This window comes from Methylovorus glucosotrophus (assembly GCF_009858335.1).
Taxonomy (GTDB): Bacteria; Pseudomonadota; Gammaproteobacteria; order Burkholderiales; family Methylophilaceae; genus Methylovorus; species Methylovorus glucosotrophus.
Genome location: NZ_VMSE01000001.1, coordinates 525547 through 551766 on the forward strand (window position 1 = coordinate 525547; position 26220 = coordinate 551766).

Genomic DNA, 26220 nt, shown 5'->3' on the forward strand with positions numbered 1-26220 from the left:
CATCAATAACCGCAGCATAGGGGGATTGATGCGTGCATTCAACCCTTATCCGGAGAGGGTTGATGCGGTGACGGGTGAGATCGGGCGTATTCCATCACTGCAATACAGAAGGTGAGCCAGAGCAAACCCGACATCAAGCCTGCCAGCACATCGCTGGCATAGTGGTAATGCAGGAACACCCGGCTGGTGGCGATTGTGAAGGCAATCGAACTGCCCAGCAGCAGCGCGGGCAGGTGATAGCGCGGCGGCAGCAGGCGCAGCACCAGGTAAGCGAGCAATCCATAGGCCACCAGCGACCCCGAGCTGTGCCCACTGGGGAAGCTCCAGCTATCGAGAGGTTCACTATAGGGGTTGATCGGCCGCAACCGTTCGAAGATATCTTTCAGGCTCACATTCAGTATGCTGTTGCCGCCTATGGCCAGCAGGCTGCCGAACGCCAGCTTGTATTGCCGCAACAAGAGCATGAGGAGCACCGTGAGTACGCAGATGATGGTAAGCGTGGAGGTATTGCCCAAATGGGTCACCACGTGGAAATACAGCATGACGTAAGGGTTGGCGTATTGCCGCACCGTCGCGCTGAATTCGGCGTCCAATTGCTCCAGATTGCCGGTTTGCAGCAGATAGGCAATCCAGCTAAACATGGAGCCCGCCAGCGCCATGACGATCAGGCTGGTGGTGAACCAGCGACTTTCGCCATCGGCGCTCGCCAAATGTGTCCGATACGCCATGGTCACGATTATCCATATTGCCACCAGCGCCACTGCATAATACTCAGCGGCGTGGGTGGCAACGTGTATCCACCACGGTGTGCTCATGCCGCCTCCAGTGTCAGTGCCTCAGCAGAGACTTGCACAAACTGCTGCTGCGCTGCCGTGTAATCCCAGCGCTCCACCATGCAGGGCGTTTGTCGCGCCTGGTAGCGAATAAGATTGATGGAATTGCCCGCATTGCGGCGGATGCGGGTGGATACCGCCGTGCCAGCCTGCACCGCCCAGATGCGGTGGCGGATGTCTGGCCGTTTTTCGTGCAGGGCCATCACGAATGGCAGGTGGATATGCCCGCCCAAGATGAGGTCGGCGCCGGCTTCTGCCCAGGCGCGGACGGCGGCCTGATAGCCATGCAGCAGGTTGCTTTCATCGCGTACTTCGGTCACGTATACCGGCTGATGCGTAATCACCAGCCGAAGTTGCTGCGGGCTGGCTTGCTGCAACTGCTCGCATACCCGCTTGATCTGCGCAGGGGAGACCTCGCCGTCTTCATGCCGATAGGCCCGGGTAGTGTTGACGGTAATGGCCAGCGTTTTGTCATCGCGATACACCGGCTCAAGCTCCTGACCAAAGGCATGGCGATGGCGGCGATAGGGCGTCAGCACGCGTGCCAGCAGATTGAACAGCGGGATGTCATGGTTGCCGGGAATCACCAGCCGGTGCGGAATGTTCAGGCTGTCGACAAAGGCGCGGGCATGCTTGAACTGGCTGCGCCTCGCGCGCTGCGTGATATCCCCGGAAAGGATGAGCAGATGCGGCGCCTGCTGCCACAACAAGGTTTGCAGTGCCTGCATCACGGCGGGCTGCTCGGTGCCGAAGTGCGGGTCAGAAAGATGGGCGATCAAGGTCATGGTTCCAGGGGCTCAGACAGGCTCGTCGAGTTTGATCAATTGCAGCGGACGCGGCGCCACCTGAAACTGCAAGGGCGATTTGAGCCGCACGATTTCGCCATCGGTCGCTACCTTGATGCGGCGGCGCGGAAACGAAAACTGGCGTATGCCCATGCTGGAAAAACTGAAGCTGACAATATTCTCGGCTTCGCCCAGGCGTCCCAGCGCCCCTTTCAGCATCAGGCCCAGCATCGCCAGCTTGCTGGTGGGTTTCAGCATGATGGCGGCCAGCTCACCCGACGCCAGCGCATCGGTCAATGGAATGCCAATTTGCTCAAGTTGTAGCTGATTGTTGCCGACAAAGAGAGTAGGCGTACGCAATTTGCGCGAGACGCCTTTGGTGTTCATCTCGATCTTGAGTACGCGGTGCTGGCGCAGCAGGGTGAAAAAGCCCGCGATCAGGGCCACCACGCGGCTACGGCCATATTGGCGCTTGAATTGTTCGCGTGCTTGCAACAGCTGGGGGTAAAGCCCCACGCTGGCATTCACCAGAAATACCTTGTCATTCACCAGGCCGATCTGCACCGGTTGCAGGCGGCCAGCGAGCAATACCTGCGTGGCTTCGGCCGTGTCTTCGGGAATATGGTGGGTGCGCCCAAAGTAATTGAAGGTGCCCTGCGGCAGGATGCCCATGGGGCAATCGCGTTGCCAGGCCTCCTGCACGATGGCATTGATGGCGCCATCGCCCCCGGCGGCCACGACAATGCCGCCCTGCTGCATGGCGGTAGCGACCGTTTCGCGGGCAATGCGGCTCAGGTCTTGCGGCTGGGCCACCTCGATGATGGTGCACTGGCGGCCTGCTTCATCCATGATGCGCTGGATGGTGTTCCGGACTTCGTTGCAGTCGTGCCGGCCGGAGCCGGCATTGAGGATCACAAAGAACGGGGCGTGCTGTGGTGTGCTTGTCGACATGGTATCCAGTGAGGCGATTGTTCTAGTTGAAAACTGGCGTACGAAGGTAAGGTTGCTAATTATATTTGATGTGATGGAAAAGCTTGCCCATAGTTCCTGATGTTTATGTTCATCAGAGCCGCGTGCATAAGAAAACGTGTATAACGCCTTTACGGCAATCTAACAACAGGGAACCGCGATGGACGTCATAACCATTTTTTTCAGTACCGATGGCTTTATGCCGCATGGCCATTGTTATCTGTGGCAGCCGCCTTTGCTGTGGACCTACATCATCTCCGATCTCATGATCGCCGTCGCCTATTATTCCATCCCCATGGCGCTGGTGTATTTCGTTCGCAAGCGTCCTGATCTCCAGTTCAACTGGATTTTTGTGATGTTCTCCATCTTTATCTTTGCCTGCGGCACTACCCATCTACTCTCGCTCTGGACCATCTGGAATCCGGATTACTGGGCCGATGCCTCGATGAAAGCCGTGACCGGGGTTGCCTCGCTGGTGACAGCCATCATGCTGTGGCGGCTCATGCCTCAAGCCTTGCGTATTCCCAGCACTCGCCAGCTGGAGGAGACGGTAGAGCGGCTGGAACACGAAGTGGAAGAACGTGAGCTGGCCGAGCGCTCGCTGGCAGCTTTCAATGACACCCTGGAAACTCTGGTGCAGCAACGTACCGCCGAGCTGGAGGAAATCAACCGCCTGCTCAAGCTGGAAATTGACCTGCGGCGCGAAGCCGAGCAAACCCTGTATGCCGAGAAGCAGCGCGCCGTGGTTACCTTGCAATCCATCGGCGATGGTGTGATCACCACCGACAAGCAGTCGCGGGTGAATTATCTCAACCCTGTGGCGGAGCGCATGACTGGCTGGAGCAATGCCGAAGCGCAGGGCAAGCCCTTGCTGGAAGTGTTCCGCATTGTGAATGAAAGCTCGCGCAAGCTGGTACCCAACCCGGTGGATGTGGTGCTGCAGCATGGTGAAATTTACGGGCTGGCCAACCACACGGCGTTGATAGGCCGCCACGGCAACGAATATGCCATTGAAGATTCCGCTGCCCCCATTCGCGATCAGGATGGCAATGTGCTGGGCGTGGTGCTGGTGTTCCACGATGTGAGCGAAGCCCGCAACATGGCCAACAAGATGACCTATCTGGCCGAGCATGATTACCTCACCGGCCTGCCCAATCGCCTGCTGCTGAATGACCGCCTGAATCAGGCGCTGACCATCGCCCGGCGTGACCAGGAATTCATCGCCCTCATGTTCCTGGATCTGGATCACTTCAAGAATATCAACGACAGCCTGGGCCACGAAGTAGGCGACCAGCTGCTGAAAATGGTGGCACGCCGCCTGGAAAGCTGCCTGCGTGCCAGCGATACCATCAGCCGCCAGGGCGGCGATGAGTTCATGATACTGCTGCCTGAGCTGACCAATTATTTCTCACCCGCCGAGGTCGCCGAAAAACTGCTAGCCGCGGCCACTGTGCCTTATGAAATTGGCGCGCACGAAATCACCGTCTCCGCCAGTATCGGCATTGCCGTATTCCCCGACGATGGTGAAAACGGCGAGCTCCTGACCAAAAATGCCGATGCCGCCATGTACCACGCCAAATCGCTGGGGCGCAACAATTACCAGTTCTTCACCCGTGCCATGAACGAGCGCGTGATGGAGATTGCCGAGCTGGAAAGCAAGCTGCGCCGTGCCGTGGAGCGTAACGAGTTTGTGCTGTATTACCAGCCCAAGATCGATATACGCACCGGGCAGGTGGTGGGGGCCGAAGCCCTGATCCGCTGGCAACACCCCAGCTGGGGCCTGGTGGCACCGGATCGCTTTATCCCGATTGCCGAAGACAGCGGCCTGATCCGGCCGATAGGCCTGTGGGTCATGCGCGAAGCCTGCCGCCAGAATCAGGAATGGCAAGCGGCTGGTCTCGCTCGCATTCCGGTGGCGGTAAATCTTTCCACCGTGCAACTGCGCCAGCACAACTTCCTGCAAGAGGTCAGCGAGATTCTGCTCATGAGTGGGCTGGAGCCGGATTATCTGGAGCTGGAAGTTACCGAAAGCGTGGCCATCCATGCCGAAACCGAAGTCATCAACTGGCTGCACAAGCTAAGAAGCATGGGCGTGAAACTGGCGCTGGATGATTTTGGCACCGGCTACTCCAGTCTTTCCTACCTCAAGCGCCTGCCGATCAACAACGTCAAAATCGACAAAAGCTTCATCCGCGATATCGAGACCGATCCCGACGATGCCACCATCATTACCGCCATCATCCGCATGTCCCACGGCCTGCGCCTGAACGTGATCGCGGAAGGTGTGGAGAATATCAACCAGCTCGAATTCCTCAAGAAAGAAGGCTGCGACCAGATGCAAGGCTTTATCGCCAGCCGTCCGGTACCCGCTGACGAATTTGCCTTGTTGCTGCAGAACTGGCCAACGCCTTCCTGAGCGGGCTGTTTTTGTCTTGGCCCTCAGTGTCGGGGTTAAGCGGCAGGCATCAAGGCTGGCAGGCAGTGCTGGCCTGGCTTTCGGCCCAGGTCAGGGTTTCCGTCAGCAGCTGATCACTGGCCTTGCTCAGGGCTGCAACTCCGCCAGCGGCGTCGGCCGTGGGGGCGGTGCTGCTAGCCTGAAATGTGCGGCTTGCCACGATCTGGCGCGATTTCTTTTGCTGCAGGCTGGCGCTGATCTGTACCAGCCCGTGGCTTGCGGTTGGGCTGTCAAATACCTGATCAAAACTATCCAGTGAGAGTGTCAGCAGGCAGCCGTTGCTGGTCGCGGCGGGCGCTTGCCGGGTGCGTAGTTTTTGCGTCAGCAGTTCGGCGGGCGGGGCGGTCCAGCGGCTGTCGGCGTAGTAGGCCACCTGCTGGGCATTCTGGTAGGCCAGCCGGTAGCGTATGCGCTTATTGTTGAGGGCGTCGCCGCTGCGTATGTTTTCAATGCTGGTCTGGGTGGCGATGCGGTCGCCGGGTTCGCCCAGGCCAAAGTCAAAGGTCTGTGGGCCGCTTTGTGGCTTGTTGCCATTGAGGCTGAGGCAGGCGCTGAGGCTGCCCGCCAGTATCAGTAATGTGATCCATCGTTTCATGTCAGTTCCTCATTTGTTCTTATCGGGGTTAAGGCTTGAAGCCAGCTTCGCCGGGGCCGGGCTGGGCTTTGGGTTTGCCCAGCAGCAGGCTTTGCGGGTGGTCTTCCAGCGTTTCCATCAATTGCTCAAACTGCTGGGAGTCACGCTGCAGGCTGTCGGTTAGCGCATTCAGGCGCGGCAGGGTGTCTTGCTGCAGACTGTCGCTGAGTTGCTGGCTGCTTTGCGTGAGTGTGCCCGTCATGCTGCTGAAATCACGCGCACTTTGGCCCAGGGTATCCATCAGCGGGCGTACGGCGTCCGAGGTTTGCTGCAGGCTTTGCAGCGTGCTTTCCAGTTGCTGGCGATTGCGTTCGGAAGCAAAGCTGCCCAGCCGGTTCATGGTGGCGGTACTGGTGCGCAGCAGCGGCTCCAGTTGGGCCGAGGCTTTTTCCAGATTGGCAATGGTGCGGTTGAGTTGGTCGGTGTCTATTTTCTGGACTATCTCATGCGCGGTGGCGGCGAGCTGGCTGCTGCTTTTTACCAGGGTTTCCACCTGCTCGATGATCTCTGGCGCATGTTCGGTAAAGCGATCCACGAACGAGGGGCGTAGCGGAATGGTGTCATCCGGCCCCAGTCGCTGCTGGCTGCTGCCGTCATCGTTGAGGTCGATATACGCGAGGCCGGTCACGCCTTGCAGGCGCAGCTCGGCATAGGCGGCCTTGCTCAGTTGCAGGGTTTTGGTGACTTCGATGTCGACATGGATGTCATTCTGCGTGTTGTCATCCAGCGAGATATGCAACACCTTGCCGACTTCCACGCCGCGAAATTTCACCGAGGCTTCCGGATTGAGCCCGCTGACCGGGCGATTGGAGTTGATGGTGTAATGCGTTTTTTCTTCGCGCGACCCGGAAAGCCACCAGAAGGCGAAGATGGCCGCGAGCCCCAGAATAAGGGTAAACAGGCCGACGGCAATGGCGTGCGAGCGATTTTCCATGGTTGATTAAGACCTTTCCATGCGGGCATGTATGCCCTGAAAGAAGTTGGTAACGAAGGGGTGGTCGACTTCACCCAATGCCTGCAGCGAGCAGGCGGTGATGATGTGCTTGTCCGCCAGCACCGCCACGCGGTCACTCATGGCGATCAGGGTGTCGATATCATGGGTGACGAAAAGCACGGTGAGCCCCAGTGTTTGCTTGATCTGTTTGATCAGGGCGACGAATTTGCTGCTGCGGTCGGGGTCCAGCCCGGCGGTGGGTTCATCCAGCACCAGCAGCTCAGGCTCCAGCGCCAAGGCGCGTGCCAAGCCCACGCGCTTGATCATGCCGCCGGAAAGCTGGGCGGGCAGCAGGCTGGCATGCTGCGGCTCCAGCTCCACCAGAGTCAGCTTGTGCATGACCAGGGTGTGGATGGTGTCTTCGTCAAACTGCTTCAGCTCGCGCAGGGGAAAGGCGATATTGTCGAATACCGACAATGCCGAAAACAGCGCGCCCTGCTGAAACAGCATGCCCAGGCGCGTCATCAGGCGTTGCCGCCGCTCACGCTCCAGCGCGTGCAGGTTTTCGCCAAACAGCAAAATATCGCCGCGTGACGGTTCGGTCAGCCCGACGATGTGCCGCAGCAGGGTGGTCTTGCCACTGCCGGAGCCACCGACCAGGGCCATGATTTCGCCGCGCTCCATCACCAGATTGAGGTCGCGATGTATCACCACATCGCCAAATTCGGTCCAGACATTGCGCGCTTCGCATACTGGCGGTGCGGGTGGCGGGCTGGGGATGTTATTCGGGGTCTCGCTCATACTCCAATTCCACTCGTCAAAATGGCAAATGCCGCATCCAGCAGGATGACGGACGTAATGGCAGTGACCACCGAGCTGGTGGTGCTGGCGCTCAGGCTTTCGGTATTGGGCATGATGCGCAGGCCGAAGTGGCAAGCCACCAGCGTGACCACAAAGCCAAACAGCAGGCCTTTGAACAGGCTAAGCGTCAGGTTGACCGGCTCCACCACCATGGGCAGATAGTCAAAAAAGAAACGAAAGCTCAGGCCCAGCTCGGTATTGGCCGACAGCGCTCCGCCCGCCAGCCCCCAGAAGGAAGTCCACAACACCAGAAAAGGCGCGACAAAGGTCAGCCCGAGTACCTTGGGCAGCACGATGCGCAAGATGCGCGAGACACCCATGGTGGTCAGCGCGTCGATTTCCTCGGTCACTCGCATCACGCCTATCTGCGCCGTCATGGCGGAGCCTGATCGGCCTGCCACCAGAATCGCCATCAGGATGGGCCCCAGCTCGCGGATCATGCTCAGGCCGAGAATATTGACGATGAAAATGTCCGCGCCAAAGGTGCGCAGTTGTGACGACATCAGGTAACTCATGGCAACACCGATCATGAAGCCCAACAGGCCGGTGACCGGCAATGCCGTGACGCCGCTCTTGTAGATATTGGCCATGAATTCGCGCCACGGAAACGCCGATGGACGACGCACCAGATAGAGCATTTCCAGCAGCAACAGGCCGATCAGCTGCACGAAATCGGTCAAATGCTGGGCAAATTTCATGACCAGCTCGCCCGTCGCTACCAGTGGAAACGCCCAGTCGATGTGGGAGCCGGTGCGTGCTGGCACGCGCAATCCCTGCAGTGTGGTGAACAGGGCGCGCTGCTCTTCCGTTACCTGCATGCGGGCATCCAGCTTGCCCTCCCAGCCGTTCAGCAGGATGGTCGCGCCCGCCGTGTCCAGTTGCTCGGTGGCCAGCAGATCCCACTGCGTAAAGGGGTCAGAGAAGAAAGGCTGCAAGGCCTGTTTGAGTTCGGCAAAGTCGTTGTCCAGCGCGCGCAAGGACCATTGCCCCAGCAGGCGCACGCGACGACGGCCTTTTGCATCCTGATCAATTTCGAAACTGGCAGCTGCCATGTTTACCCCTTGCGAACGCCCCGAAAGCGGGGTGCCGCATTGCAAAACGTATACAGGTGGAGATGTGTCTTGTTGTTGTCTGGCATCCGGCGGGTGAAGTAATTGCCTCACTCAAGGGACAGGCCGCAAGCGACACTGGTTCAACAGTGACACTGATTCATATCATGAGCTCAACAATGCCCGACTTGGCAGAGGGCGACAAGTCGGGATTGTCCTACATGGCGGGGCAGGGGCGGGATGGAACCCGGACGGCTGAAAACAGGGCGCTTACAGAAACATGCGGCGCGCCTGCAGCTGGGTGGGTTGCCAGCCAAGGTGCTGGTAATAGCCCACGGCGGGCGTGTTTTCAGTATCGACCAGGATTTGCGCGCGGGTGACGCCCTGATCCTTGCACCATTGCAATACGGCATCGAGCAGGGTGCGGCCGATGCCGGCATGGCGATAGTCCTTGTCCACGATCATGTCTTCCAGCCAGGCGGCAGGCGTGCCCTGGGCGGTGGAGATGATGAGCTGCGCACTGACCATGCCGATCACCTTGCCTTCGGCGGTGCGGGCCACTTTGATAATGCCGCGATCCGGCGCTGCAATCAGCATGGCAAGCCCGCGCCGCTGGGCTTCGGTGTCCGCTTCAAAATCAGCTTCTATGCCGAACAGGTCTTCCAGCAGCAGGCACAGCGTGGGGATGTCAGCGGCGACGGCGTTATCAATAGAAATGCTGGTTGCTTGCAGCTGCATGCCTATTCCTCCGGCGTGTCAGGAAAGTCGTGATGGATGATGGAGAGGAACTTCACCGGCGCGCTCACCAGCCGCTCGGGCCGATGTGGCTGCTCACCGCGAAAGGTCAGTGAATCACCTGGCTGCAGCAGAAAGGTCTCATTGCCCACTTTATATTCAACCTCACCTTCCAGCATGTGGATGAACTCGGTGCCGCTGTGCTCAAAGGGCGGGAATTCCTCGCCCGGATCTTCCAGGGTAATCAGGAAGGGCTCGAAGGTTTTTTTCGGGCCCTGATCATAGGCCAGCAGGTGGTAGGTGTGCCCACGTTTGGTGCCACGGCGCACCACTTCCATGCCCTGTCCGTGCTTCACCAGCTGTGCGCTGCTGGTCTGGATGTTGTAGTCGCGAAATAGCCGCGACAGCGTCACGCCCAGCGCATTGGCAATCTGTTCCAGTGTTTCCAGGCTGGTGGACACCAGACCGTTTTCTATCTTGCTCAACATGCCGCGACTGATGCTGGCACGCTCGGAAATATCCGCAATGGTCAGGCCATGCTGCAGGCGAATCTGGCGTATGACGTTGCCCAGATGGCGACCCAGCGACCGGGCGTCGCTGTCGCTCATCACCGGCGCAATGTCGGCGGAAGCAGTATTGGATGGGGTTGCCATGGGCTCTCCGGGGTTGCAAATCAGGGTTCAGTGTACAAGAAAAACAGGGGGCTAGCCACGATAAGTTTCCTGTGAAGAAAAAAAGTTGCAAAAAACTGTTGACGGCGAAATTCCGGGAATGCTTAAATAGCAACAAATGTTTCACCACAGTAAACAAAGTTATTAAACAGGAATATTTATTGCTTATGTACGGCATGAGCAATGGAGACAATCGATGCCCTTAAGACTGCTGAAATACGCCCTGAGCCGAAAGCACCCGGCCCCCCGCTTTTTCCGGGACTGTACCGAGCCCAAGAAAAGCTATGACGCCGTGATTATTGGTGGCGGCGGCCACGGCCTGGCAGCGGCCTATTACCTGGCCAAGGACCATGGCATTACCAATGTGGCGGTGCTGGAAAAAGGCTATATCGGCGGCGGCAATACCGGCCGCAATACCACTATCGTGCGTTCCAATTACCTGACACCGGAAGGCGTCAATTTTTACGACGCCAGCGTCAAGATATATGAAGGTTTGTCCGAAGAGCTGGACATCAACCTGTTCTACTCCACCCGCGGCCACTTCACCCTGGCGCACACCGAATCTGCCCTGCGCACCATGCGCTGGCGTGCCGAGGTCAATAAGCATGTGGGCGTTGATAGCTATGTGGTGGGGCCGGATGATATTTCCCGTGCCTGCCCGCAGCTGGATATCAGCTGTAGCGGCAAGGCGCCTATCCTGGGTGCGCTGTACCACGGACCAGGCTCGATTGCCCGTCACGATGCCGTGGCCTGGGGCTATGCCCGCGGTGCAGACAGCATGGGCGTGGAAATTTTCCAGAATACCGAAGTGACCGGCCTCGACATCCAGTCTGGCAAGATCAAGGGCGTGCACACCAGCCGTGGCTATATCGCCACCAACAAGGTGCTGTCGGCCGTGGCCGGGTTTACCCCGCGCATCACCAATATGGCGGGCGTCGATACGCCTATCGTCATTCATCCGCTGCAGGCCTGTGTCAGCGAGCCGATGAAACCCTGGCTGGACACGATTCTGGTCTCCGGCAGCCTGCATGTATATGTCAGCCAGTCCTCGCGCGGCGAGCTGGTCATGGGCTCTTCGCTGGATCCTTACGAAGTGCATTCCACGCGCTCTTCGCTGGATTTCGTCGAAGGCCTCACCTCGCACATGCTCGATATGTTCCCTTTCCTTTCCAACGTGAAGATCGTGCGCCAGTGGGCAGGCATGGCGGATATGACGCCTGACTTCTCACCCATCATGGGCACGACGCCGGTGGAGGGTTTTTACCTGGATGCTGGCTGGGGTACCTGGGGCTTCAAGGCCACGCCGATCAGCGGCAAGACCATGGCCGCCACCATGGCCAACGACCAGGCTCCCGAACTGATCAAGCCATTCCGCTTGAGCCGGTTTGAAGATTACGACCTGACAGGCGAAAAGGGCGCTGCTTCCGTCGGCCACTAGGCACGGGGCAGATTGTTTGGCGAATTGTTAAGTTAAGGATGCTGTTTTGAAATTACTGACTTGTCCCGTGAATGGAACCCGTCCCCTGAGTGAGTTTGTCTTCGGTGGCGAGATTCGCAATATGCCTGACCCCGCGCAGGCAAGCGATAGCGCCTGGGCTGCCTATGTGTACAACCGCAGTGGCGCCCCCGGCCTGAAAAAAGAGTGGTGGTATCACAGCCCAAGCGGCACCTGGTTTGTCGCCGAGCGCAACACCCTGACCGATCAGGTGGCGCGCACCTATCTTTACGGCCAGGAGGACAAGGCATGAGCAAGCGTTTACCTCAGCGTGCCAGTGAATGGCTGAAGCGCGACAAGCCCATCAGCTTTTATTTCGAAGGCCAGAAATACCAGGCCTATGAAGGCGACACCATCAGCAGTGCCCTGTGGGCCGCCGGTGAAACCGTGCTGGGTCGCAGTTTCAAATACCACCGTCCGCGTGGCGTGTTGAGCCTGGCCAATCATGATGTCAACGTCATGCTGGCCGATGGCACCGATACCAATATGCGCGGCGATGTATTGCCGGTGCAGGATGGCATGCAGCTGACCGTGGTGAATACCGATGGCGGCGTGAAGAACGACAAGAAGCGCTTTATTGATGCGATTTCATCGATATTGCCTGTGGGCTTTTATTATAAGGCGTTCCATACGCCACGCAGCCTGTTCCCGTTCTGGGAAAACATCATCCGCAAGTCGGCAGGCCTGGGCGTGGTCAACTTCAACTACCCACGTGAACTCAAGCGCAAGCTGCATACGCATTGCGATCTGCTGATCATCGGCGCTGGCCCCACCGGCCTCACCGCTGCGCTGATGGCGGCTCCGCATGGCCTCAATATCATCGTCGTGGATGAAAATGCGCAAGCGGGCGGCAGCCTGAGCTATGACCTGGGCGGCTCCGACGAGTCGGCCAAGCGTCTTGCTGATCTGCTGGCCGAGCTGGCCAAGTATCCAAATGTCACGCTGCGCACCGGCGCTTATGCCGCTGGCTATTACACCGATCACCTGATTCCAATCGTGGAAACCACCGGCATTACCAAGGTGCGTGCCAAAGCCGTGATCGTGGCGAGTGGCGCGTTTGAACAGCCTCCCGTGTTCCGCAATAACGATTTGCCCGGCGTGATGCTGGCGACTGCCGCCCAACGCCTGCTGGCTCGCTACGCCACCAAGCCATGCGAAAGCGCCGTGGTGTTTGCCGCCAACAAGCAAGGCTACCGTGCCGCCATGGATCTGCTGGATGCCGGTGTCACCGTCAAGGCGATTGTCGACCTGCGGGCTGAGGGTGAACCCTGCAGCCTGGTGGATGCCATCAAGAGTCGTGGCGTAGCCATCTACAACGGCGCCTGTGTCTATGAAGTGCTGCCTGCGGCCAACAAGTTTGGCGTCAAGGGTGCGGTGATCTGCAGTTACGACGAAGCCAGCGCCAAGCCGCTGCTGCATGATCGTTTCACCATAGATTGCGACGGCATCATCATGAGCGCAGGCTGGGCACCGGCCGCTGCCTTGCTGTATCAGGCAGGCACTGGCATGCGCTATGAAAAATCCGCCGAGCAGTTCGTGCCTGCCAAGTTGCCTGCTGGCATGTTTGCAGCGGGCAAGGTGAATGGGATTTTTGATCTGGCGCAACGTTTGCAGGATGGGGCGCGTGCGGCATCTGAAGCGCTGACCTACCTGGGCAAGCAAGTGCCCAGCGTCACCGTGGACCGCGAGTACATCGCCAGCCCCAGCCATCCTTACCCCATGGTGGAGCATCCCAAGGGCAAGAATTTTGTCGACTTCGACGAAGACATCAGCATCAAGGATTTTGTGCATGCCGCGCAGGAAGGCTTTGACAATATCGAGCTGATGAAGCGCTTTACCACGGTCGGCATGGGCCCCAGCCAGGGCAAGCATTCCAATATGAATGCCATCCGCATTCTGGCGCGTATCCGTCAATTGCCGGTGGAACGCATTGGCACCACGACCGCGCGTCCGTTCTTCCACCCCACGCCGATTGGTCACCTGGCCGGACGTGGCTTGCACCCGCATCGCCTGACCACGCTGCATGGCTGGCACGAAGCGCATGGCGCCGAGTTTACCGATGTCGGCGTGTGGAAACGGCCGGCCTGGTATCGCCGCGCCGGTCTGGAAAAACAGCAGGCCATTTACGAAGAAGCCCTGGCCGTGCGCAAAGCCGCTGGCATGATCGATGTCGGCACGCTGGGCAAGCTGGAAGTGCGTGGCCCCGATGCGGCTGAGTTCCTGGAGCGCTTTTACACCGGGTCTTTCAAGACGCAGAAGATTGGTCGCACCCGCTATGCCCTGTTGCTGGACGAAGCCGGTGTGATGGTCGACGACGGCATTGCCTGCCGCATCGCCGAGGATTACTTCTACATCACGGCCAGCACCACCAATGCTGCTGCCGTCTACCGTGAAATGCAGCGCTGGCTGCAGATCTGGCAACTGGATGTCGGTCTGGTGAATGTCACTGGTGCCTATGGTGGCATCAACCTGGCTGGTCCGGCTGCGCGTGGTATTTTGTCCAAACTCACCTTGCGTCCGCTGGACGATGCCAGCCTGCCATTTGGCGCGGTATGCGATACCGAGATTGCCGGGGTTCCGGCCCGCCTGATCCGCGTGGGCTTTGTATCTGACCTCGCGTTTGAAATGCACGTACCGGCTGGCAGCGCCCAGCATGTATGGAATGCCCTGCTGGAAAACGGCGTGGCTGAGGGCTTGCGTCCGTTTGGTACCGATACCCAGCGCCTGTTGCGCCTGGAGATGGGCAATCACCTGATTGGTCAGGACACCGATGGCCTGACCCAGCCGTTTGAAGCGGGTAGCGACGGTGCGATCCAGTTTGCCAAGCCCTTCTTCATCGGCCAGCGTAGTTTGCAGATTATCGCCCGCAAGCCGCTCAACAAGCGTCTGGTGCCCTTCACCCTGTCCGAAGGCTATCAGGGCGAAACCATCAACGAATGCAATCTGGTGATAGGTGCTGACGGCAACATCAAGGGCCGCGTTACCAGCATCGCCTTCAGCCCCACGGTCGGCCGCTTTATCGGTTTTGCCTATGTGGACCCGGCCAATGTCGCCGAGGGCGCTGCCTTCAATATCCGCACAGATAGCGACAGTCTGGTCATGGCCCGTGTTGCGGCCACGCCATTCGTTCAACTGCAATCGGAAGCCTGATCATGACTTTTATCCAGACCTCTCCTGTCAGCCACGCCCAGCACCATGCACATCCGGTCATGGGCAGCCTGAATTGCATGGAAATCGCCTTGGAATTTGGTACCCCGCAAATCCAGCAAGCCCAGGCAGCGCTGGCCGGTGTCGCCGAGTTCAGCGCCTTTGCCCGCTTCGCCGTCAAGGGCGCAGGCGCTGCCGAATGGCTGAGTGCGCAGGGCATCACACTGCCACCGGCAGCCAACAGCTGGCTCATGCAGGATTCCACGCTGGTACTGCGTTTGGGCAATAGCGAGTACTTGCTGGAGGACCAGTTTGTGGCGGGTCACGCCAGCCGTCTGGCGCAAGGCCCTGCCCCGGTGGGCGCCAAGCTTTATCCGGTGGCGCGCAGCGATGCCGCTCTGGTGCTGAGTGGTCAGCATGCGCTGTCGATACTGGCCGAAGTCTGCGCGCTGGATGTGGCCGCCGAGCTGGCCAATAACCAGCGCCTGCTGATGACGCAAGTCGCCAATATTTCGGTCACCCTGCTCAGCCAGACACTGAATGGCGAAACGGTTTACCGCCTGTGGTGCGATGGCACCTACGGCCCCTATCTGTGGCATGAACTGACCGCCATGGCCCAAGAATTCGGAGGCGGTCCGGTGGGCCTCTCCTTTTATTTCAAGTAAGCATATTCAAGTTACCAAACATTGCAGCATCTACAAGGGGATCACACGATGAAGTCACTGGAAGAAGCACAGAAGTTTCTGGAAGACCACCACGTTAAATACGTGCTGGCGCAGTTTGTCGATATACATGGCGTGGCCAAGGTGAAGTCTGTGCCTGCTTCGCATCTGAACGATATCCTGACTACCGGCGCCGGCTTTGCCGGTGGCGCCATCTGGGGTACGGGTATTGCGCCTAACGGCCCTGACTACATGGCGATTGGTGAGTTGAGCACCTTGAGCCTGATCCCCTGGCAGCCGGGTTATGCCCGCTTGGTGTGCGATGGCCATGTGAATGGCAAGCCTTACGAATTTGATACCCGCGTTGTGCTGAAACAGCAGATTGCCCGCCTGGCGGAAAAAGGCTGGACGCTCTACACCGGCCTTGAGCCTGAATTCTCCCTGCTGAAAAAAGACGAGCATGGTGCGGTGCATCCGTTTGATGACAGCGACACGCTGCAAAAGCCCTGTTATGACTACAAGGGCATTACCCGCCACTCGCCCTTTCTGGAAAAGCTGACCGAATCACTGGTGGAAGTGGGCCTGGATATTTACCAGATCGACCACGAAGATGCCAACGGCCAGTTTGAAATCAACTACACCTATGCCGACTGCCTGAAGAGCGCTGACGACTACATCATGTTCAAGATGGCGGCGAGCGAGATTGCCAACGAGCTGGGCATTATCTGTTCCTTCATGCCCAAGCCGTTCAGCAATCGTCCGGGCAATGGCATGCACATGCACATGTCCATCGGTGACGGCAAAAAGAGCCTGTTCCAGGACGACAGTGACCCTAGCGGCCTGGGCCTTTCCAAGCTGGCCTACCACTTCCTCGGCGGCATCCTGGCCCACGCTCCGGCGCTGGCGGCAGTGTGCGCACCGACCGTCAACTCTTACAAACGCCTGGTGGTGGGCCGCTCGCTGTCTGGCGCCACCTGGGCACCGGCGTACATCGCCTATGGCAACAACAACCGTTCAACGCTGGTGCGTATTCCCTACGGCCGCCTGGAACTGCGTCTGCCCGATGGCAGCTGCAACCCTTACCTGGCCACCGCAGCCGTGATCGCCGCCGGTCTGGATGGCGTGGCCCGCGAGCTTGACCCCGGCACCGGCCGTGATGACAACCTCTACGACTACAGCCTGGAACAGCTGGCCGAATTCGGCATTAACATCCTGCCGCAAAACCTCGGCGAGGCGCTGGATGCGCTGGAGGCCGACCAGGTGATCATGGATGCCATGGGCCCCGGCCTTAGCAAGGAATTCGTCGAGCTGAAGCGCATGGAGTGGGTGGATTACATGCGCCATGTGTCGGATTGGGAAATCAATCGCTACGTACAGTTTTACTAGGTTGGACTTTGAGCGCGCTGCCCGGCAGCGCATGGCGGAGTAGGGCATATCCGCCACCTGATGAATGAATTTGAAAGGAGCAACATCATGTGTGGAATTGTAGGTTTGCTGGTTAAAAACCCCAGCATGCGCGCCAACATTGGCGAGCTGATGATGCCGATGCTGATCGGCATGACAGAACGTGGCCCTGACTCTGCCGGTATGGCAGTGTTTACGGCGCCTGTGGCAGGCAACGAGCTGAAGTACAGCCTGTATGCCCCGACCATGGACTTCAACTGGCAAGGCCTGGCGCATGATTTTGATGCGCACCTGGGCAGCAAGGTCAGCCTCAGCACCAAGGGCAACCACGCCATCCTGATCTCGCATCTGGAAACCCCGACCATCAAGACCTGGATCAAGGAACACTATCCACAGATTCACATGCTGTCCGTCGGCCAGTCGATTGATGTGTACAAGGATACCGGCCTGCCAGCTGATGTCGCCGCCCGTTATGACTTGCCGCAACTAAGCGGTACCCATCTGGTGGGCCATACCCGCATGGCCACAGAGTCTGCCATTACCCCGGCCCACGCCCACCCATTCACCGCTGGCCGTGACTGGTGCCTGGTGCACAACGGTTCACTGTCCAACGCCAACAGCCTGCGCCGCAAGCTGCAGCACGAAGGCATCGACTTTGAAACCGATAACGATACCGAAGCGGCTTGTCGTTTCCTGGAATGGCGCATGCGTGAAGGCGACGATCTCAAGACCGCGCTGGAGCATGGTTTTGATGAGCTGGATGGTTTCTACACCCTGTTGATGGGCACCAAGGACCAGCTGGCCCTGATCCGCGATCCGTTTGCCTGCAAACCAGCCGTGGTGGCCGAGCATGATGATTACGTGGCGATTGCCTCCGAGTTCCGCTCGCTGGCCCACCTGCCCGATGTGAAGAATGCGCACGTGTTTGAACCTTCGCCCAAGGAGATGTATGTATGGAAAGTCTAAAATTTGATCTGGCGGCAACGCCTTTGCGCGAGGTTAACCAGTACCTGCACAGCCCGGCTTCCGAATTGAACGGCAAGCATGTGGTGATTGATAACCCGAATGGCGCCCACAATATCGCCGTCGGCCTCAAGTCCGATGTGAAGGTGACAATTGATGGTCACGCTGGTTATTACGCCGCAGGCATGAACCAGCTGGCCAGCGTGGTGGTAACCGGCAGCGCCGGCACCGGTGTGGCCGAGAACATGATGTCCGGCGTGGTGCACGTCAAAGGCTTTGCCTCCAACGCAGCCGGTGCCACGGCACAAGGTGGCCTGCTGATTATTGATGGCGATGCTGGCCTGCGCTGCGGTATCTCGCTCAAGGGCGCCGATATCGTGGTCGGCGGTTCGGTCGGCAGCTTCTCCGCCTTCATGGCGCAAGCCGGTAACCTGGTGGTGCTGGGCGATGCTGGCGAAGCCCTGGGTGACTCCCTGTACGAAGCCCGTCTGTTTGTGCGCGGCGAGGTCAAGAGCCTGGGTGCCGATTGCGAAGAAAAACCGATGGATGACGAAGCCCGCCAGATTCTGGTGGACCTGCTGGCCAAGTCCGGCCATGCCGATGTCAGCCCGGACAGCTTCAAGCTCTTCGGCTCCGCCCGCACGCTGTATAACTTCCATGTCGATAACGCAGGAGCTTACTAATATGAGCGATACCCCAAAAACCCCTCAGACGCAGCCACGGTTCTCCGCGACGTTCGACCCTTACACCCTGTCTGAAATCCGCCGCGCTGCCGCGACCGGCATCTACGACATCCGTGGTGCCGGTGCCAAGCGCAAGCTGCCGCACTTTGATGATCTGCTGTTCCTGGGCGCTTCGGTCAGCCGTTACCCGCTGGAAGGCTACCGTGAAAAATGCGGTACCGATGTTGTACTCGGCACCCGTTTCGCCAAGAAGCCGATACACCTGAAAACGCCGGTGACGATTGCGGGCATGAGCTTCGGTGCCTTGTCCGGCCCCGCCAAAGAGGCCCTGGGCCGTGGCGCCAGCGCCGTTGGCACCAGCACCACTACCGGTGACGGTGGCATGACACCGGAAGAGCGTGGTCAGTCCTCCATTCTGGTGTATCAATACCTGCCATCGCGCTACGGCATGAACCCGGACGACCTGCGCAAGGCCGATGCGATTGAAGTCGTGATCGGGCAGGGGGCCAAGCCGGGCGGCGGCGGCATGCTGCTGGGCCAGAAGATCAGTGACCGTGTTGCCAAGATGCGCTGCCTGCCGAAGGGCGTGGACCAGCGTTCTGCCTGCCGTCACCCTGACTGGACCGGCCCCGACGATCTGGAAATCAAGATTGCCGAGCTGCGTGAAATTACCGATTGGGAAAAACCCATCTACGTGAAGGTCGGCGCGACTCGTCCATACTTCGACGTTACTCTGGCAGTGAAAGCCGGTGCCGATGTCGTGGTGCTGGATGGCATGCAAGGCGGTACTGCCGCCACGCAGGAAGTGTTCATCGAACACGTCGGCATTCCTACGCTCGCCGCCATTCGTCCCGCTGTGCAAGCCCTGCAGGATATGGGCATGCACCGCAAGGTGCAGCTGATTGTGTCCGGTGGTATCCGTAACGGTGCCGACGTGGCCAAGGCACTGGCCCTGGGTGCCGATGCCGTGGCGATTGGTACCGCCGCGCTGGTGGCGCTGGGTGACAACGACCCACGCCTTGAAAGCGAATACCAGGCCCTGGGCACCACCGCTGGCGCCTACGACGACTGGCATGAAGGCAAGGACCCTGCAGGCATCACCACGCAAGACCCCGAGCTGATGAAGCGTCTCGACCCGGTAAAAGCAGGCCGTCGCCTTGCCAACTACCTGGCCGTGATGACCATGGAAGCCCAGGTAATCGCCCGTGCCTGCGGTAAATCCCATCTGCACAATCTGGAGCCGGAAGACCTGGTCGCATTGACCGTCGAATCCGCCGCCATGGCCAAGGTGCCGCTTGCTGGCACCAGCTGGATTCCAGGCCAGGTGCAGTACTAGTTCATCTCATCCCGGCAGCTACCGCTTGCTGCCGGGGTGGCGTGAAATCAAAAGCCCGCGCAAGCGGGCTTTTGTCATTGGGGCATTGTGAGGTCTGGCCTAGTCAAAAAAGCCGCTACCCTCGTCTTTGCGTATGGTTTTGGGCTTACCCAGCGCCAGCGTGGCGAAGTTATGCTCCTGAAACTCGGTGACCCCTTGGGCCAGGCATTTGCCAAAAGCTTCCTTGGCTTTTTCTGGCTGGTTGGTCATCTGGTAATACTTGCCGAGGTAGAAGTAGGCTTCGGAATACTGATCTTCCCTGACACCGATATCGGTAGAGGCGGCTTTTGCAATCAGCTCGTCGGGGCTGATCTTGCCAGTCAGCATCTCGGCCACGGCGCGCGGCCAGTCATCGTCGGGCATGGTATCCAGCACGGATGTCAGCGCGGCTTTGCCTGCTGCGGGTGATCCACTGGCAATGAATTGCCAGATGGCGCTTTGCAGTTTTGCTGCGCTGTTGTCTGCCAGGCCGATGGCGATAGAGAATTTTTCGCTGGCTTCCTGCGGTTTGCCGCTCATGAGCAGGCTTTGGGCATATTGCTGGTTCAGCATCCACTGGTCGCTGATGGACATGGTCGGCTCGCTGGGTGCCAGTGCCGCAAAGCGGGTGATGGCAGCCTGATATTCGCCATTGCCGAGCAGGGTCGCGGCTTCAAACAGGCGATATTCAGGATTCTCAGGATCCAGTTGCTGCGCCATGCGAATATCCTTGAGTGCCTGAGCACTATCGCCTTTGTCATCGTACGCATTGGCACGCAGCTTGTAGGCCTTGGCAAGATTGCCGTTGGTGAGTTTGCCTGAGGCAATGTCGCGGCTGACGACAATCAGGTTGATCTGGTCCTTTTTGCGCACGGCAGCACGGCCTGAGTTGCTGTTGCCGTATTTCTGGTCAAACCGCGCAATCACCCGTTGCAGTGCCTTTAAATCGTCCATGTCATAGGTGTTGATGGGGATGCTGTAGGTCATGCCCATTTGATCCCGCAGCTTGCGGGTTTCGGCGGTGTAGTCGTTGATCCTTTGCGCGGGTACGGCTTCCTTGTTCGCTTTCAGTGAGAGCGAGAGGGAATATTTTTGTGGCGTGGTGTTCGAGCTTGCGGTCATGCTCAGAAACTCGCCAGGCTTGTTATTACTGGTTTTGGCTGGCTGGATTTGAGGCGAGAGCGGAAACTCCAGCTCAAATGTCTGCACAACACGCATATTCTTGGCAAGGCCGAAGGGTGCGCTACGCTGCGTGTTTTGTGGCAGCTCGGCCCAGCTGGCGACTTCGGTGGCATAAAAGGCACCGACCAGGCGGCCTGGTTCATAGCTCAGCAGGTCGGCAATATTGAGCCTGGTCGTGATGGTGACCTGGTTATTGGTCTGGTCATCGGCGTATTCCACATTGCCATCTGTGCGGGCATGGGGGTAGAGGCGCAACAGGGTATCCTGAAATGCGTGATTGAATTGCTCGGCAGGCAGCTGCTCATGCATTTGTCGCAGGCTATCCGCGGCGTTGCGTGTTGCCTTGTAGACTGACACCAGCGTGGCTTCCCCTTTGAAGCTTGGCAATTTGATGGTGTCATTGCGCTGGTAGAGCGATTCGTAGGTGTCCGGCAGACGCGTGTCTTGCAGCAATTGCGGGCTGTTAAGCACCAGCACATAACCATAATCGGCAAAGCTCAGATTCGATAGCTTGCCATATTGCGGGGGGCGGGTGGCATCCAGCCAGTAGGTTTTCCCCTCGATCACGGCCTGCACAATCGCGTGGTCGAACACCGCATGCGAGGGCAGCATTTTTTCCACATTGCGGTTCATGGACAAGGAGGCCAGGGTGGGGTGTGCCTCAATGCCCAGGGCGCGCAGCATGGTGGCAAGCAGCAGGCTCTTGTCCTTGCAGTCACCATACTTTCTGCTGAAAGTGACATCCGGCGTGGCGGGCAGATGCGAGTTTTCGCCCATTTCAATGCCGAAATAGCGTATGTCCTGCTGCACCCAGCGCAGCACTTCAACCGCAAGTTCGGCCTGCGACAGCTTGCGGTTCTGCCATTCCTGCACTTTCTGCTGCAGTTCGCCGCTCAACGGAGCGTTATAGGCAAATAAGCCGCTTGCCCATTGATTCACCTCATCCCAGCTTTTGTATTCACTGATCTCGATCAGCTGTTGTGGGAGATACCAGCCTGGGGTTTTGTCTTCCTGAACGTAAGGTTTGATGTTCGACTGGCTGATGTCGATCTGCTTGATGCCGGCCTGGCTGCTTTCCTTGGCGGTCACGCCGGGCGGAAGCCTCCATGCTATCTGGCGGGTGTCGGGATATAGCATGCGGAAACGGTATTCCCTGACAGGCTTCATCTGCATCATGTAGAACAGGTCGGCGTAGTGGTTGCCAAATACCGGATTGCTGCCAGAGACGGTGTACTCAAGCTCCACAATATCCTGCACGCGAATATCCGGCAGAATGCCGATCGCGGTGACATCGCCCTCATACATGCTTTTTTCCAGATTGCTTTCCCGGCGCAGCAGATCCAGCTTGACCTTTTTCGTCAGATCAATGGCTTTGCCATCGCGCCACACACGAATGGCATGCAAGGCCAATTGTTCAAAGGCCGGGTTGAACTGAATATAAACCTGGGAAACCGACTCAAGCGCATTGCTGGAATAAGCCGTGGTTTGTGTGTGCACATAGCGCTGCGGCGTTTTGTTGAGCAGGGATATTTGCCGCTCCTGCAGCAAAAATTCCTGGTCGCTATCGCTAGACGCTGATTTCTGGACTGGCCGGTTTATCGGTTGAACAAAGCTGGGAACGGGCGTGATGTCGTAGCGAAAGCCTTCCGAGACTATGGCGTTGGCGTTTGTCGCCGCTTTGTTTGCTTTGTCGTTTTTGGTGGCGGCAAGTAGCTCGGTGCCGTGAAAACTCAGGGCGCTGATCAGAAGCGCGCAGGCGAGTCGGGTGATGCTCATTATGGTGATTTCCCCAGTTTCAGTCAGTAAGAGGGCACAGCCGCATGGCCATGCCCATGATGTTGTTTTCTATTTTTATTTTTCCAGGATGCCAAGCGCGGTGGAGCCGTGCTTTTCAACCTTGTTGCCCATTATATTACCGGTGCCTTGCTCCTCCAGCCAGATGGCAGAGTAGTCCTCTCCCAGCACCCCTTTTACTACGTAAACCTTGTTGGCTTGCGGTGTGAATTCTACATCGCCCTTGATCTCGTACACCGTATTGGTGAGTGCCAGAATCGGCGCCGCGTAATGCGTTCTGCCCAGTAGCTGTACGCTGACTTTTTGCGTGGGCACTTCCTGATCCACCAGGTAAGGCGTCATTGTCAGCCCTCGGCCCTGATTCAGCTGCAGGGTTTTCTGCAGACTGTTATTGGTTGCGGCCTGTTGAATTCTGGAGACGACAAAGAAGTCCGCTTTACTGCTGCTGTAGGTTTGTACGGAGTCTTTGATCACCGCCGTGGAAAAATCATAGTCGGCTGGAAAAGGCTTGCTCAGGGTAAGGCTGACGCTGCCTGAAGGCGCATGCGGCAGCGCATGCTCAATGCCATTGTCCGTCATCGTGCCAAGCACAGGTTCGGGGTTTTCATCGGTATACATCACGACGAAGGATGTAGACGCGGGAATCGCGACGCTGGCATGGAAATAGCCGCCTTTCCAGAAGTCGCTCTCCCGGGTCAGCCGGTATTTCCCAAGCTCGCCGACAATCTGTTTCTGCGCATCCAGGAACAGAAAACGCGGGACAAACACACTCGCAGATGGAATGTAACTGCTGGTGAGATAGGTGCTGATTTCCAGCTTGTGCGGGTTTTTTACATCTGGCACGGCCAGCCCGGCGGCAAAGCTTTTACCACTGGGGAAGAGATAGGCTTGCTGCTCGTTCATCTTGATACTCAACGGCACTTCCGATGCCAGGGGCCGGTAGTCGAGTTGATCGAGCGAGGTCGCCACCGATTGGCGATTGTTGAGCTCCTGCTTGAGTTCGCCAACAGAAACGCAACCGGCCAAGGCCAGTAAAAGCAGGCCGAAAAGTAAACGGAAGAATGTGTGCATGTTTTTTCAGCACCGGCCCAAGCGGGTGCTGTCCCCTTTGTTTAATTGAGTGACTCGTGATGGATGAATTGATTTTATGTGCTGCGACAACCGGAAGCGCCTATGTATACCACGCGGCAATATTCAGAATATGACCGGCCCATTAAAAGCTTAAAAATCATGTGAACCTGGCAGCTTTTCACGTTTCTAATGCTATGCAGTTTGTACGGTACTTACAAGGAGGGATAAACATGAAAATCGATATCTACCAGAGCGCCAGCAGCAGTCAGAAGTATCTTTCCGTATTGTCGGGCGCAGATGTATCAAAAATTGCCGTGGATGACCCGGATTACGCCAAGCTGATCCGGCAGAAGACGGGTGTGGAGATCGGTGAGGATTCCCTGGCGGCCGATGCCATCCGGGATATAGACCAGCAGGGCTACCATCTTCACAAGGTACGGTTCGCCATCAACTAAGCCTTCGCTACTCTCAGGATAAAAAATGCATCTCCCCCGGATGCATTTTTTATCGATAAATATTCCGATGTGGCCTTATTCAAGCCTGCTGCGGCACGATTCGTGCATGCTTTCGGTGTATCATTCACCTACTGTTTTTGAAATCGAAATTCGTCATGAAGCCCGTTGCCGTTGTCCAGTTTACCGCCAATGATACGCCCGCCTTTTTTGCGCATTACCTGAATCGCATGGGGATCCCATGGCGCCGCATTTCCGTGCATGCAGGCGATGCCTTGCCCCAGCCCATCACCGAATACAGTGGGCTGGTGATGATGGGCGGCCCCATGAGCGTGAATGATCCCTTGCCGTGGATACCGACCTTGCTGGAGATTATTCAGGATGCCGTGGCGCAGGATATCCCTGTGCTGGGGCATTGTCTGGGCGGACAGTTGCTGTCGCGCGCCATGGGCGGGCAGATCACCGATAACCATTGCGCAGAGATCGGCTGGCACACGGTGCAGGCGGCAGATGCGCAACTGGCGGAGGAATGGCTGGGCGGCGTGCGCGAATTCACGACCTTTGAATGGCATTACCAGACCTTCAGCATGCCACCCAATGCCAAGCCCTTGCTCGGCAATGCCCAATGCTGCAACCAGGCGTTTGTCATGGGCAAGCACATTGGTTTTCAGTGCCATATTGAAATGACGGTGGACCTGGTCAATACCTGGTGCACCACCAGCGCGCACGAGATCGAAGCCGCCTTGCACCAGCCCAGCGTGCAACCGCCGCAAGCCATCATGGAGGCCGCGCCCGATCAGGTGGCGGCGCTCAATCAGGTGGCGAGTGCGGTATACAGTCGCTGGATCACCGGGCTCAAGCACTAACTCGCGCAAGAGCGCTGCAACTTCGCGCCGCAACCTGCGTCGTATCCAACATCATGCGTCACATATCGGCGGGCCTGCTTGAAGGCGGGCCCGCTTTCTTTTTTTAATCCATCTCAAGGAGCAGGGTATGAGTGATCCGATTGTTATGCGGGTAGGTGAAGCGTTGGTAGCAGGTGGCCCTCCAGGCACGGCAGCCGAACCGGAAGTCGCCATTGGCGAAATGAGCGGGCCTATGGGCGTGGCGTTTGCCAATCTGCTGGGAGACCAGGTCAAGGGGCATACCCGTGTGCTGGCGATTCTGAATACCGATGTGATGGTACGCCCGGCGACATTGATGGTGAGCAAGGTGACGGTGGATAACTCCCGTTACACCAATATTCTGATGGGCACCGTGCAGGCGGCGATTGCCAATGGCGTGCTGGATGCCGTGCGCAATGGCGATATCCCCAAAGACAAGGTGAATGACATCGGCATTATTGTCTCGGTGTGGCTGCACCCCAGCGTGGCGGACAAGGATGACCTTGATCACAAGGTGCTGTTTGAGTTGCACCGCAAGGCCACGGCCCAGGCCATCCATAAAGCCATGAGCAACGAGCCCAGCATCGACTGGCTGCTGGAAAACCAGGAAAAGATCGTGCACAAGTACTACCAGATGGGCCTGGACGGCAAAATCTAGCGTTCGGTTTCCCCTCATTGGACACATGCAGGAGGCCGCGCTGGCCTCTTGTGCGTGTTTACTCGCCAGAAGCGCTGGCTATAATGCAGCTTGAATAATCCTCCATTGCAGAAAGGCGCTTCCATGAAAAGCTACCGCAAAGAACTCTGGTTCAATCCTCCCACCCGCGTTGCCTTTATCAATATCACCCCGCAAATCCGCGAGTGCCTGCGCGAGAGCGGCGTGCGCGAAGGCTTTGCCCTGGTGAATGCCATGCATATCACCGCCAGTGTGTTTATCAATGACGATGAATCCGGCCTGCACCACGATTACAAAGAGTGGCTGGAGCGTTTGGCACCGCACGAGCCTATCCGCAATTACCGCCATAACGATACCGGCGAAGACAATGCCGATGCCCACATGAAGCGTCAGGTGATGGGGCGCGAAGTGGTGGTGGCGATTACCGAAGGCCAACTGGATTTTGGCCCGTGGGAGCAGATTTTCTACGGCGAGTTTGATGGCCGCCGCAAAAAACGCGTGCTGGTCAAGATCATCGGCGAGTAAAG

24 protein-coding genes are annotated in these 26220 nt (G+C 58.0%); 13 read left to right on the plus strand and 11 right to left on the minus strand.

All coding sequences use genetic code 11. The annotated features are described in order from the left end of the window. Nucleotides 1-38: 38 nt before the first annotated feature. From FNL37_RS02365 to FNL37_RS02375, 3 genes are read right to left on the minus strand one after another with little or no spacing between them, the layout of a single operon-like run. Nucleotides 39-815: a phosphatase PAP2 family protein gene (locus FNL37_RS02365; RefSeq protein WP_159355003.1), complete on the minus strand. Its 777-nt coding sequence runs from the start codon at nt 813-815 to the stop codon at nt 39-41. Next, nucleotides 812-1618, minus strand: coding sequence for a metallophosphoesterase family protein (locus FNL37_RS02370; RefSeq protein ID WP_159355004.1), 807 nt, complete (start codon nt 1616-1618; stop codon nt 812-814). The genes FNL37_RS02365 and FNL37_RS02370 overlap by 4 nt, the downstream gene beginning before the upstream one ends. 12 nt (nt 1619-1630) lie before the next feature. Beyond that, nucleotides 1631-2569, minus strand: a complete 939-nt coding sequence (locus FNL37_RS02375) for a diacylglycerol/lipid kinase family protein (protein ID WP_159355005.1) — start codon at nt 2567-2569, stop codon at nt 1631-1633. Between the two features lie 178 nt (nt 2570-2747). Between FNL37_RS02375 and FNL37_RS02380 the strand changes: the two genes are divergently transcribed. Beyond that, on the plus strand, nt 2748-5003 hold the full coding sequence (locus tag FNL37_RS02380; protein ID WP_159355006.1) for an EAL domain-containing protein: 2256 nt from the start codon (nt 2748-2750) through the stop codon (nt 5001-5003). Between the two features lie 49 nt (nt 5004-5052). Here FNL37_RS02380 and FNL37_RS02385 read toward each other — a convergent pair whose 3' ends face one another. The 6 genes from FNL37_RS02385 to FNL37_RS02410 all read right to left on the minus strand — a co-directional run bounded on the left by FNL37_RS02385 (nt 5053) and on the right by FNL37_RS02410 (nt 9908). Beyond that, nucleotides 5053-5637 carry an ABC-type transport auxiliary lipoprotein family protein gene (locus FNL37_RS02385; RefSeq protein WP_159355007.1) on the minus strand — a complete coding sequence of 195 codons (585 nt, stop codon included), beginning with the start codon at nt 5635-5637 and terminating at the stop codon, nt 5053-5055. A 28-nt stretch (nt 5638-5665) separates the two neighbouring features. Then, nucleotides 5666-6610 carry an MlaD family protein gene (locus FNL37_RS02390; protein ID WP_159355008.1) on the minus strand — a complete coding sequence of 315 codons (945 nt, stop codon included), beginning with the start codon at nt 6608-6610 and terminating at the stop codon, nt 5666-5668. 6 nt (nt 6611-6616) lie between these two features. Beyond that, a complete protein-coding gene (locus tag FNL37_RS02395; RefSeq protein WP_015830937.1) occupies nt 6617-7411 on the minus strand; it encodes an ABC transporter ATP-binding protein in 795 nt (264 codons plus the stop codon). Further along, entirely contained in the window at nt 7408-8523 is a 1116-nt protein-coding gene (locus FNL37_RS02400) for an MlaE family ABC transporter permease (RefSeq protein ID WP_159355009.1), read from the minus strand. The genes FNL37_RS02395 and FNL37_RS02400 overlap by 4 nt, the downstream gene beginning before the upstream one ends. A gap of 267 nt (nt 8524-8790) precedes the next feature. Further along, nucleotides 8791-9258 (minus strand): GNAT family N-acetyltransferase, encoded by a 468-nt coding sequence (locus tag FNL37_RS02405; RefSeq protein ID WP_159355010.1) that lies wholly within the window; start codon nt 9256-9258, stop codon nt 8791-8793. Between the two features lie 2 nt (nt 9259-9260). Further along, the gene (locus FNL37_RS02410) at nt 9261-9908 is read right to left on the minus strand and encodes a helix-turn-helix domain-containing protein (protein WP_013443137.1); all 648 of its coding nucleotides are present in this window, start codon (nt 9906-9908) and stop codon (nt 9261-9263) included. Between the two features lie 214 nt (nt 9909-10122). Between FNL37_RS02410 and FNL37_RS02415 the strand changes: the two genes are divergently transcribed. The 8 genes from FNL37_RS02415 to FNL37_RS02450 all read left to right on the plus strand — a co-directional run bounded on the left by FNL37_RS02415 (nt 10123) and on the right by FNL37_RS02450 (nt 19616). Next, nucleotides 10123-11364 carry an FAD-dependent oxidoreductase gene (locus FNL37_RS02415; protein ID WP_159355011.1) on the plus strand — a complete coding sequence of 414 codons (1242 nt, stop codon included), beginning with the start codon at nt 10123-10125 and terminating at the stop codon, nt 11362-11364. 46 nt (nt 11365-11410) lie between these two features. Next, the gene (locus FNL37_RS02420; RefSeq protein WP_013443135.1) at nt 11411-11674 is read left to right on the plus strand and encodes a sarcosine oxidase subunit delta; all 264 of its coding nucleotides are present in this window, start codon (nt 11411-11413) and stop codon (nt 11672-11674) included. Beyond that, on the plus strand, nt 11671-14571 hold the full coding sequence (locus tag FNL37_RS02425) for a 2Fe-2S iron-sulfur cluster-binding protein (RefSeq protein WP_159355012.1): 2901 nt from the start codon (nt 11671-11673) through the stop codon (nt 14569-14571). Before FNL37_RS02420 ends, FNL37_RS02425 begins: the two co-directional genes overlap by 4 nt. Nucleotides 14572-14573: 2 nt before the next feature. Further along, entirely contained in the window at nt 14574-15233 is a 660-nt protein-coding gene (locus tag FNL37_RS02430; RefSeq protein WP_159355013.1) for a sarcosine oxidase subunit gamma, read from the plus strand. Nucleotides 15234-15281: 48 nt separating this feature from the next. Beyond that, complete coding sequence (glnT, locus tag FNL37_RS02435) at nt 15282-16616, plus strand: type III glutamate--ammonia ligase (RefSeq protein WP_013443132.1); 1335 nt, start codon at nt 15282-15284, stop codon at nt 16614-16616. A gap of 87 nt (nt 16617-16703) precedes the next feature. Beyond that, a complete protein-coding gene (locus tag FNL37_RS02440) occupies nt 16704-17600 on the plus strand; it encodes a class II glutamine amidotransferase (protein WP_159355014.1) in 897 nt (298 codons plus the stop codon). After that, entirely contained in the window at nt 17588-18280 is a 693-nt protein-coding gene (locus tag FNL37_RS02445) for a GltB/FmdC/FwdC-like GXGXG domain-containing protein (protein ID WP_013443130.1), read from the plus strand. Before FNL37_RS02440 ends, FNL37_RS02445 begins: the two co-directional genes overlap by 13 nt. Nucleotide 18281: 1 nt before the next feature. Next, nucleotides 18282-19616, plus strand: coding sequence for an FMN-binding glutamate synthase family protein (locus FNL37_RS02450; RefSeq protein WP_013443129.1), 1335 nt, complete (start codon nt 18282-18284; stop codon nt 19614-19616). 99 nt (nt 19617-19715) lie between these two features. Here FNL37_RS02450 and FNL37_RS02455 read toward each other — a convergent pair whose 3' ends face one another. Together FNL37_RS02455 and FNL37_RS02460 are read right to left on the minus strand one after the other, a co-directional pair. Beyond that, nucleotides 19716-22592 (minus strand): DUF3857 domain-containing protein, encoded by a 2877-nt coding sequence (locus FNL37_RS02455; protein ID WP_159355015.1) that lies wholly within the window; start codon nt 22590-22592, stop codon nt 19716-19718. Between the two features lie 75 nt (nt 22593-22667). Next, nucleotides 22668-23681 carry a MalM family protein gene (locus tag FNL37_RS02460; protein WP_159355016.1) on the minus strand — a complete coding sequence of 338 codons (1014 nt, stop codon included), beginning with the start codon at nt 23679-23681 and terminating at the stop codon, nt 22668-22670. A 230-nt stretch (nt 23682-23911) separates the two neighbouring features. On the opposite strand from FNL37_RS02460, the gene FNL37_RS02465 reads away from it, so the two are divergent. The 4 genes from FNL37_RS02465 to FNL37_RS02480 all read left to right on the plus strand — a co-directional run bounded on the left by FNL37_RS02465 (nt 23912) and on the right by FNL37_RS02480 (nt 26218). Further along, the gene (locus tag FNL37_RS02465; RefSeq protein WP_013443123.1) at nt 23912-24136 is read left to right on the plus strand and encodes a hypothetical protein; all 225 of its coding nucleotides are present in this window, start codon (nt 23912-23914) and stop codon (nt 24134-24136) included. A gap of 155 nt (nt 24137-24291) precedes the next feature. After that, a complete protein-coding gene (locus tag FNL37_RS02470; protein WP_015830930.1) occupies nt 24292-24999 on the plus strand; it encodes a type 1 glutamine amidotransferase in 708 nt (235 codons plus the stop codon). Nucleotides 25000-25126: 127 nt separating this feature from the next. Then, a complete protein-coding gene (gene fae, locus FNL37_RS02475; RefSeq protein WP_013443121.1) occupies nt 25127-25675 on the plus strand; it encodes a formaldehyde-activating enzyme in 549 nt (182 codons plus the stop codon). 123 nt (nt 25676-25798) lie between these two features. Continuing rightward, nucleotides 25799-26218, plus strand: a complete 420-nt coding sequence (locus FNL37_RS02480) for a secondary thiamine-phosphate synthase enzyme YjbQ (protein ID WP_013443120.1) — start codon at nt 25799-25801, stop codon at nt 26216-26218. Nucleotides 26219-26220: the final 2 nt, after the last annotated feature.

Excerpts from the sequence above, each read along its gene's own strand:
- FNL37_RS02365 (WP_159355003.1), bottom strand. The coding sequence starts at position 815 with ATGAGCACACCGTGGTGGATACACGTTGCCACCCACGCCGCTGAGTAT.
- FNL37_RS02370 (WP_159355004.1), bottom strand. The coding sequence starts at position 1,618 with ATGACCTTGATCGCCCATCTTTCTGACCCGCACTTCGGCACCGAGCAG.
- FNL37_RS02375 (WP_159355005.1), bottom strand. The coding sequence starts at position 2,569 with ATGTCGACAAGCACACCACAGCACGCCCCGTTCTTTGTGATCCTCAAT.
- FNL37_RS02380 (WP_159355006.1), top strand. The coding sequence starts at position 2,748 with ATGGACGTCATAACCATTTTTTTCAGTACCGATGGCTTTATGCCGCAT.
- FNL37_RS02385 (WP_159355007.1), bottom strand. The coding sequence starts at position 5,637 with ATGAAACGATGGATCACATTACTGATACTGGCGGGCAGCCTCAGCGCC.
- FNL37_RS02390 (WP_159355008.1), bottom strand. The coding sequence starts at position 6,610 with ATGGAAAATCGCTCGCACGCCATTGCCGTCGGCCTGTTTACCCTTATT.
- FNL37_RS02395 (WP_015830937.1), bottom strand. The coding sequence starts at position 7,411 with ATGAGCGAGACCCCGAATAACATCCCCAGCCCGCCACCCGCACCGCCA.
- FNL37_RS02400 (WP_159355009.1), bottom strand. The coding sequence starts at position 8,523 with ATGGCAGCTGCCAGTTTCGAAATTGATCAGGATGCAAAAGGCCGTCGT.
- FNL37_RS02405 (WP_159355010.1), bottom strand. The coding sequence starts at position 9,258 with ATGCAGCTGCAAGCAACCAGCATTTCTATTGATAACGCCGTCGCCGCT.
- FNL37_RS02410 (WP_013443137.1), bottom strand. The coding sequence starts at position 9,908 with ATGGCAACCCCATCCAATACTGCTTCCGCCGACATTGCGCCGGTGATG.
- FNL37_RS02415 (WP_159355011.1), top strand. The coding sequence starts at position 10,123 with ATGCCCTTAAGACTGCTGAAATACGCCCTGAGCCGAAAGCACCCGGCC.
- FNL37_RS02425 (WP_159355012.1), top strand. The coding sequence starts at position 11,671 with ATGAGCAAGCGTTTACCTCAGCGTGCCAGTGAATGGCTGAAGCGCGAC.
- FNL37_RS02430 (WP_159355013.1), top strand. The coding sequence starts at position 14,574 with ATGACTTTTATCCAGACCTCTCCTGTCAGCCACGCCCAGCACCATGCA.
- glnT (WP_013443132.1), top strand. The coding sequence starts at position 15,282 with ATGAAGTCACTGGAAGAAGCACAGAAGTTTCTGGAAGACCACCACGTT.
- FNL37_RS02440 (WP_159355014.1), top strand. The coding sequence starts at position 16,704 with ATGTGTGGAATTGTAGGTTTGCTGGTTAAAAACCCCAGCATGCGCGCC.
- FNL37_RS02445 (WP_013443130.1), top strand. The coding sequence starts at position 17,588 with ATGGAAAGTCTAAAATTTGATCTGGCGGCAACGCCTTTGCGCGAGGTT.
- FNL37_RS02450 (WP_013443129.1), top strand. The coding sequence starts at position 18,282 with ATGAGCGATACCCCAAAAACCCCTCAGACGCAGCCACGGTTCTCCGCG.
- FNL37_RS02455 (WP_159355015.1), bottom strand. The coding sequence starts at position 22,592 with ATGAGCATCACCCGACTCGCCTGCGCGCTTCTGATCAGCGCCCTGAGT.
- FNL37_RS02460 (WP_159355016.1), bottom strand. The coding sequence starts at position 23,681 with ATGCACACATTCTTCCGTTTACTTTTCGGCCTGCTTTTACTGGCCTTG.
- FNL37_RS02465 (WP_013443123.1), top strand. The coding sequence starts at position 23,912 with ATGAAAATCGATATCTACCAGAGCGCCAGCAGCAGTCAGAAGTATCTT.
- FNL37_RS02470 (WP_015830930.1), top strand. The coding sequence starts at position 24,292 with ATGAAGCCCGTTGCCGTTGTCCAGTTTACCGCCAATGATACGCCCGCC.
- fae (WP_013443121.1), top strand. The coding sequence starts at position 25,127 with ATGAGTGATCCGATTGTTATGCGGGTAGGTGAAGCGTTGGTAGCAGGT.
- FNL37_RS02480 (WP_013443120.1), top strand. The coding sequence starts at position 25,799 with ATGAAAAGCTACCGCAAAGAACTCTGGTTCAATCCTCCCACCCGCGTT.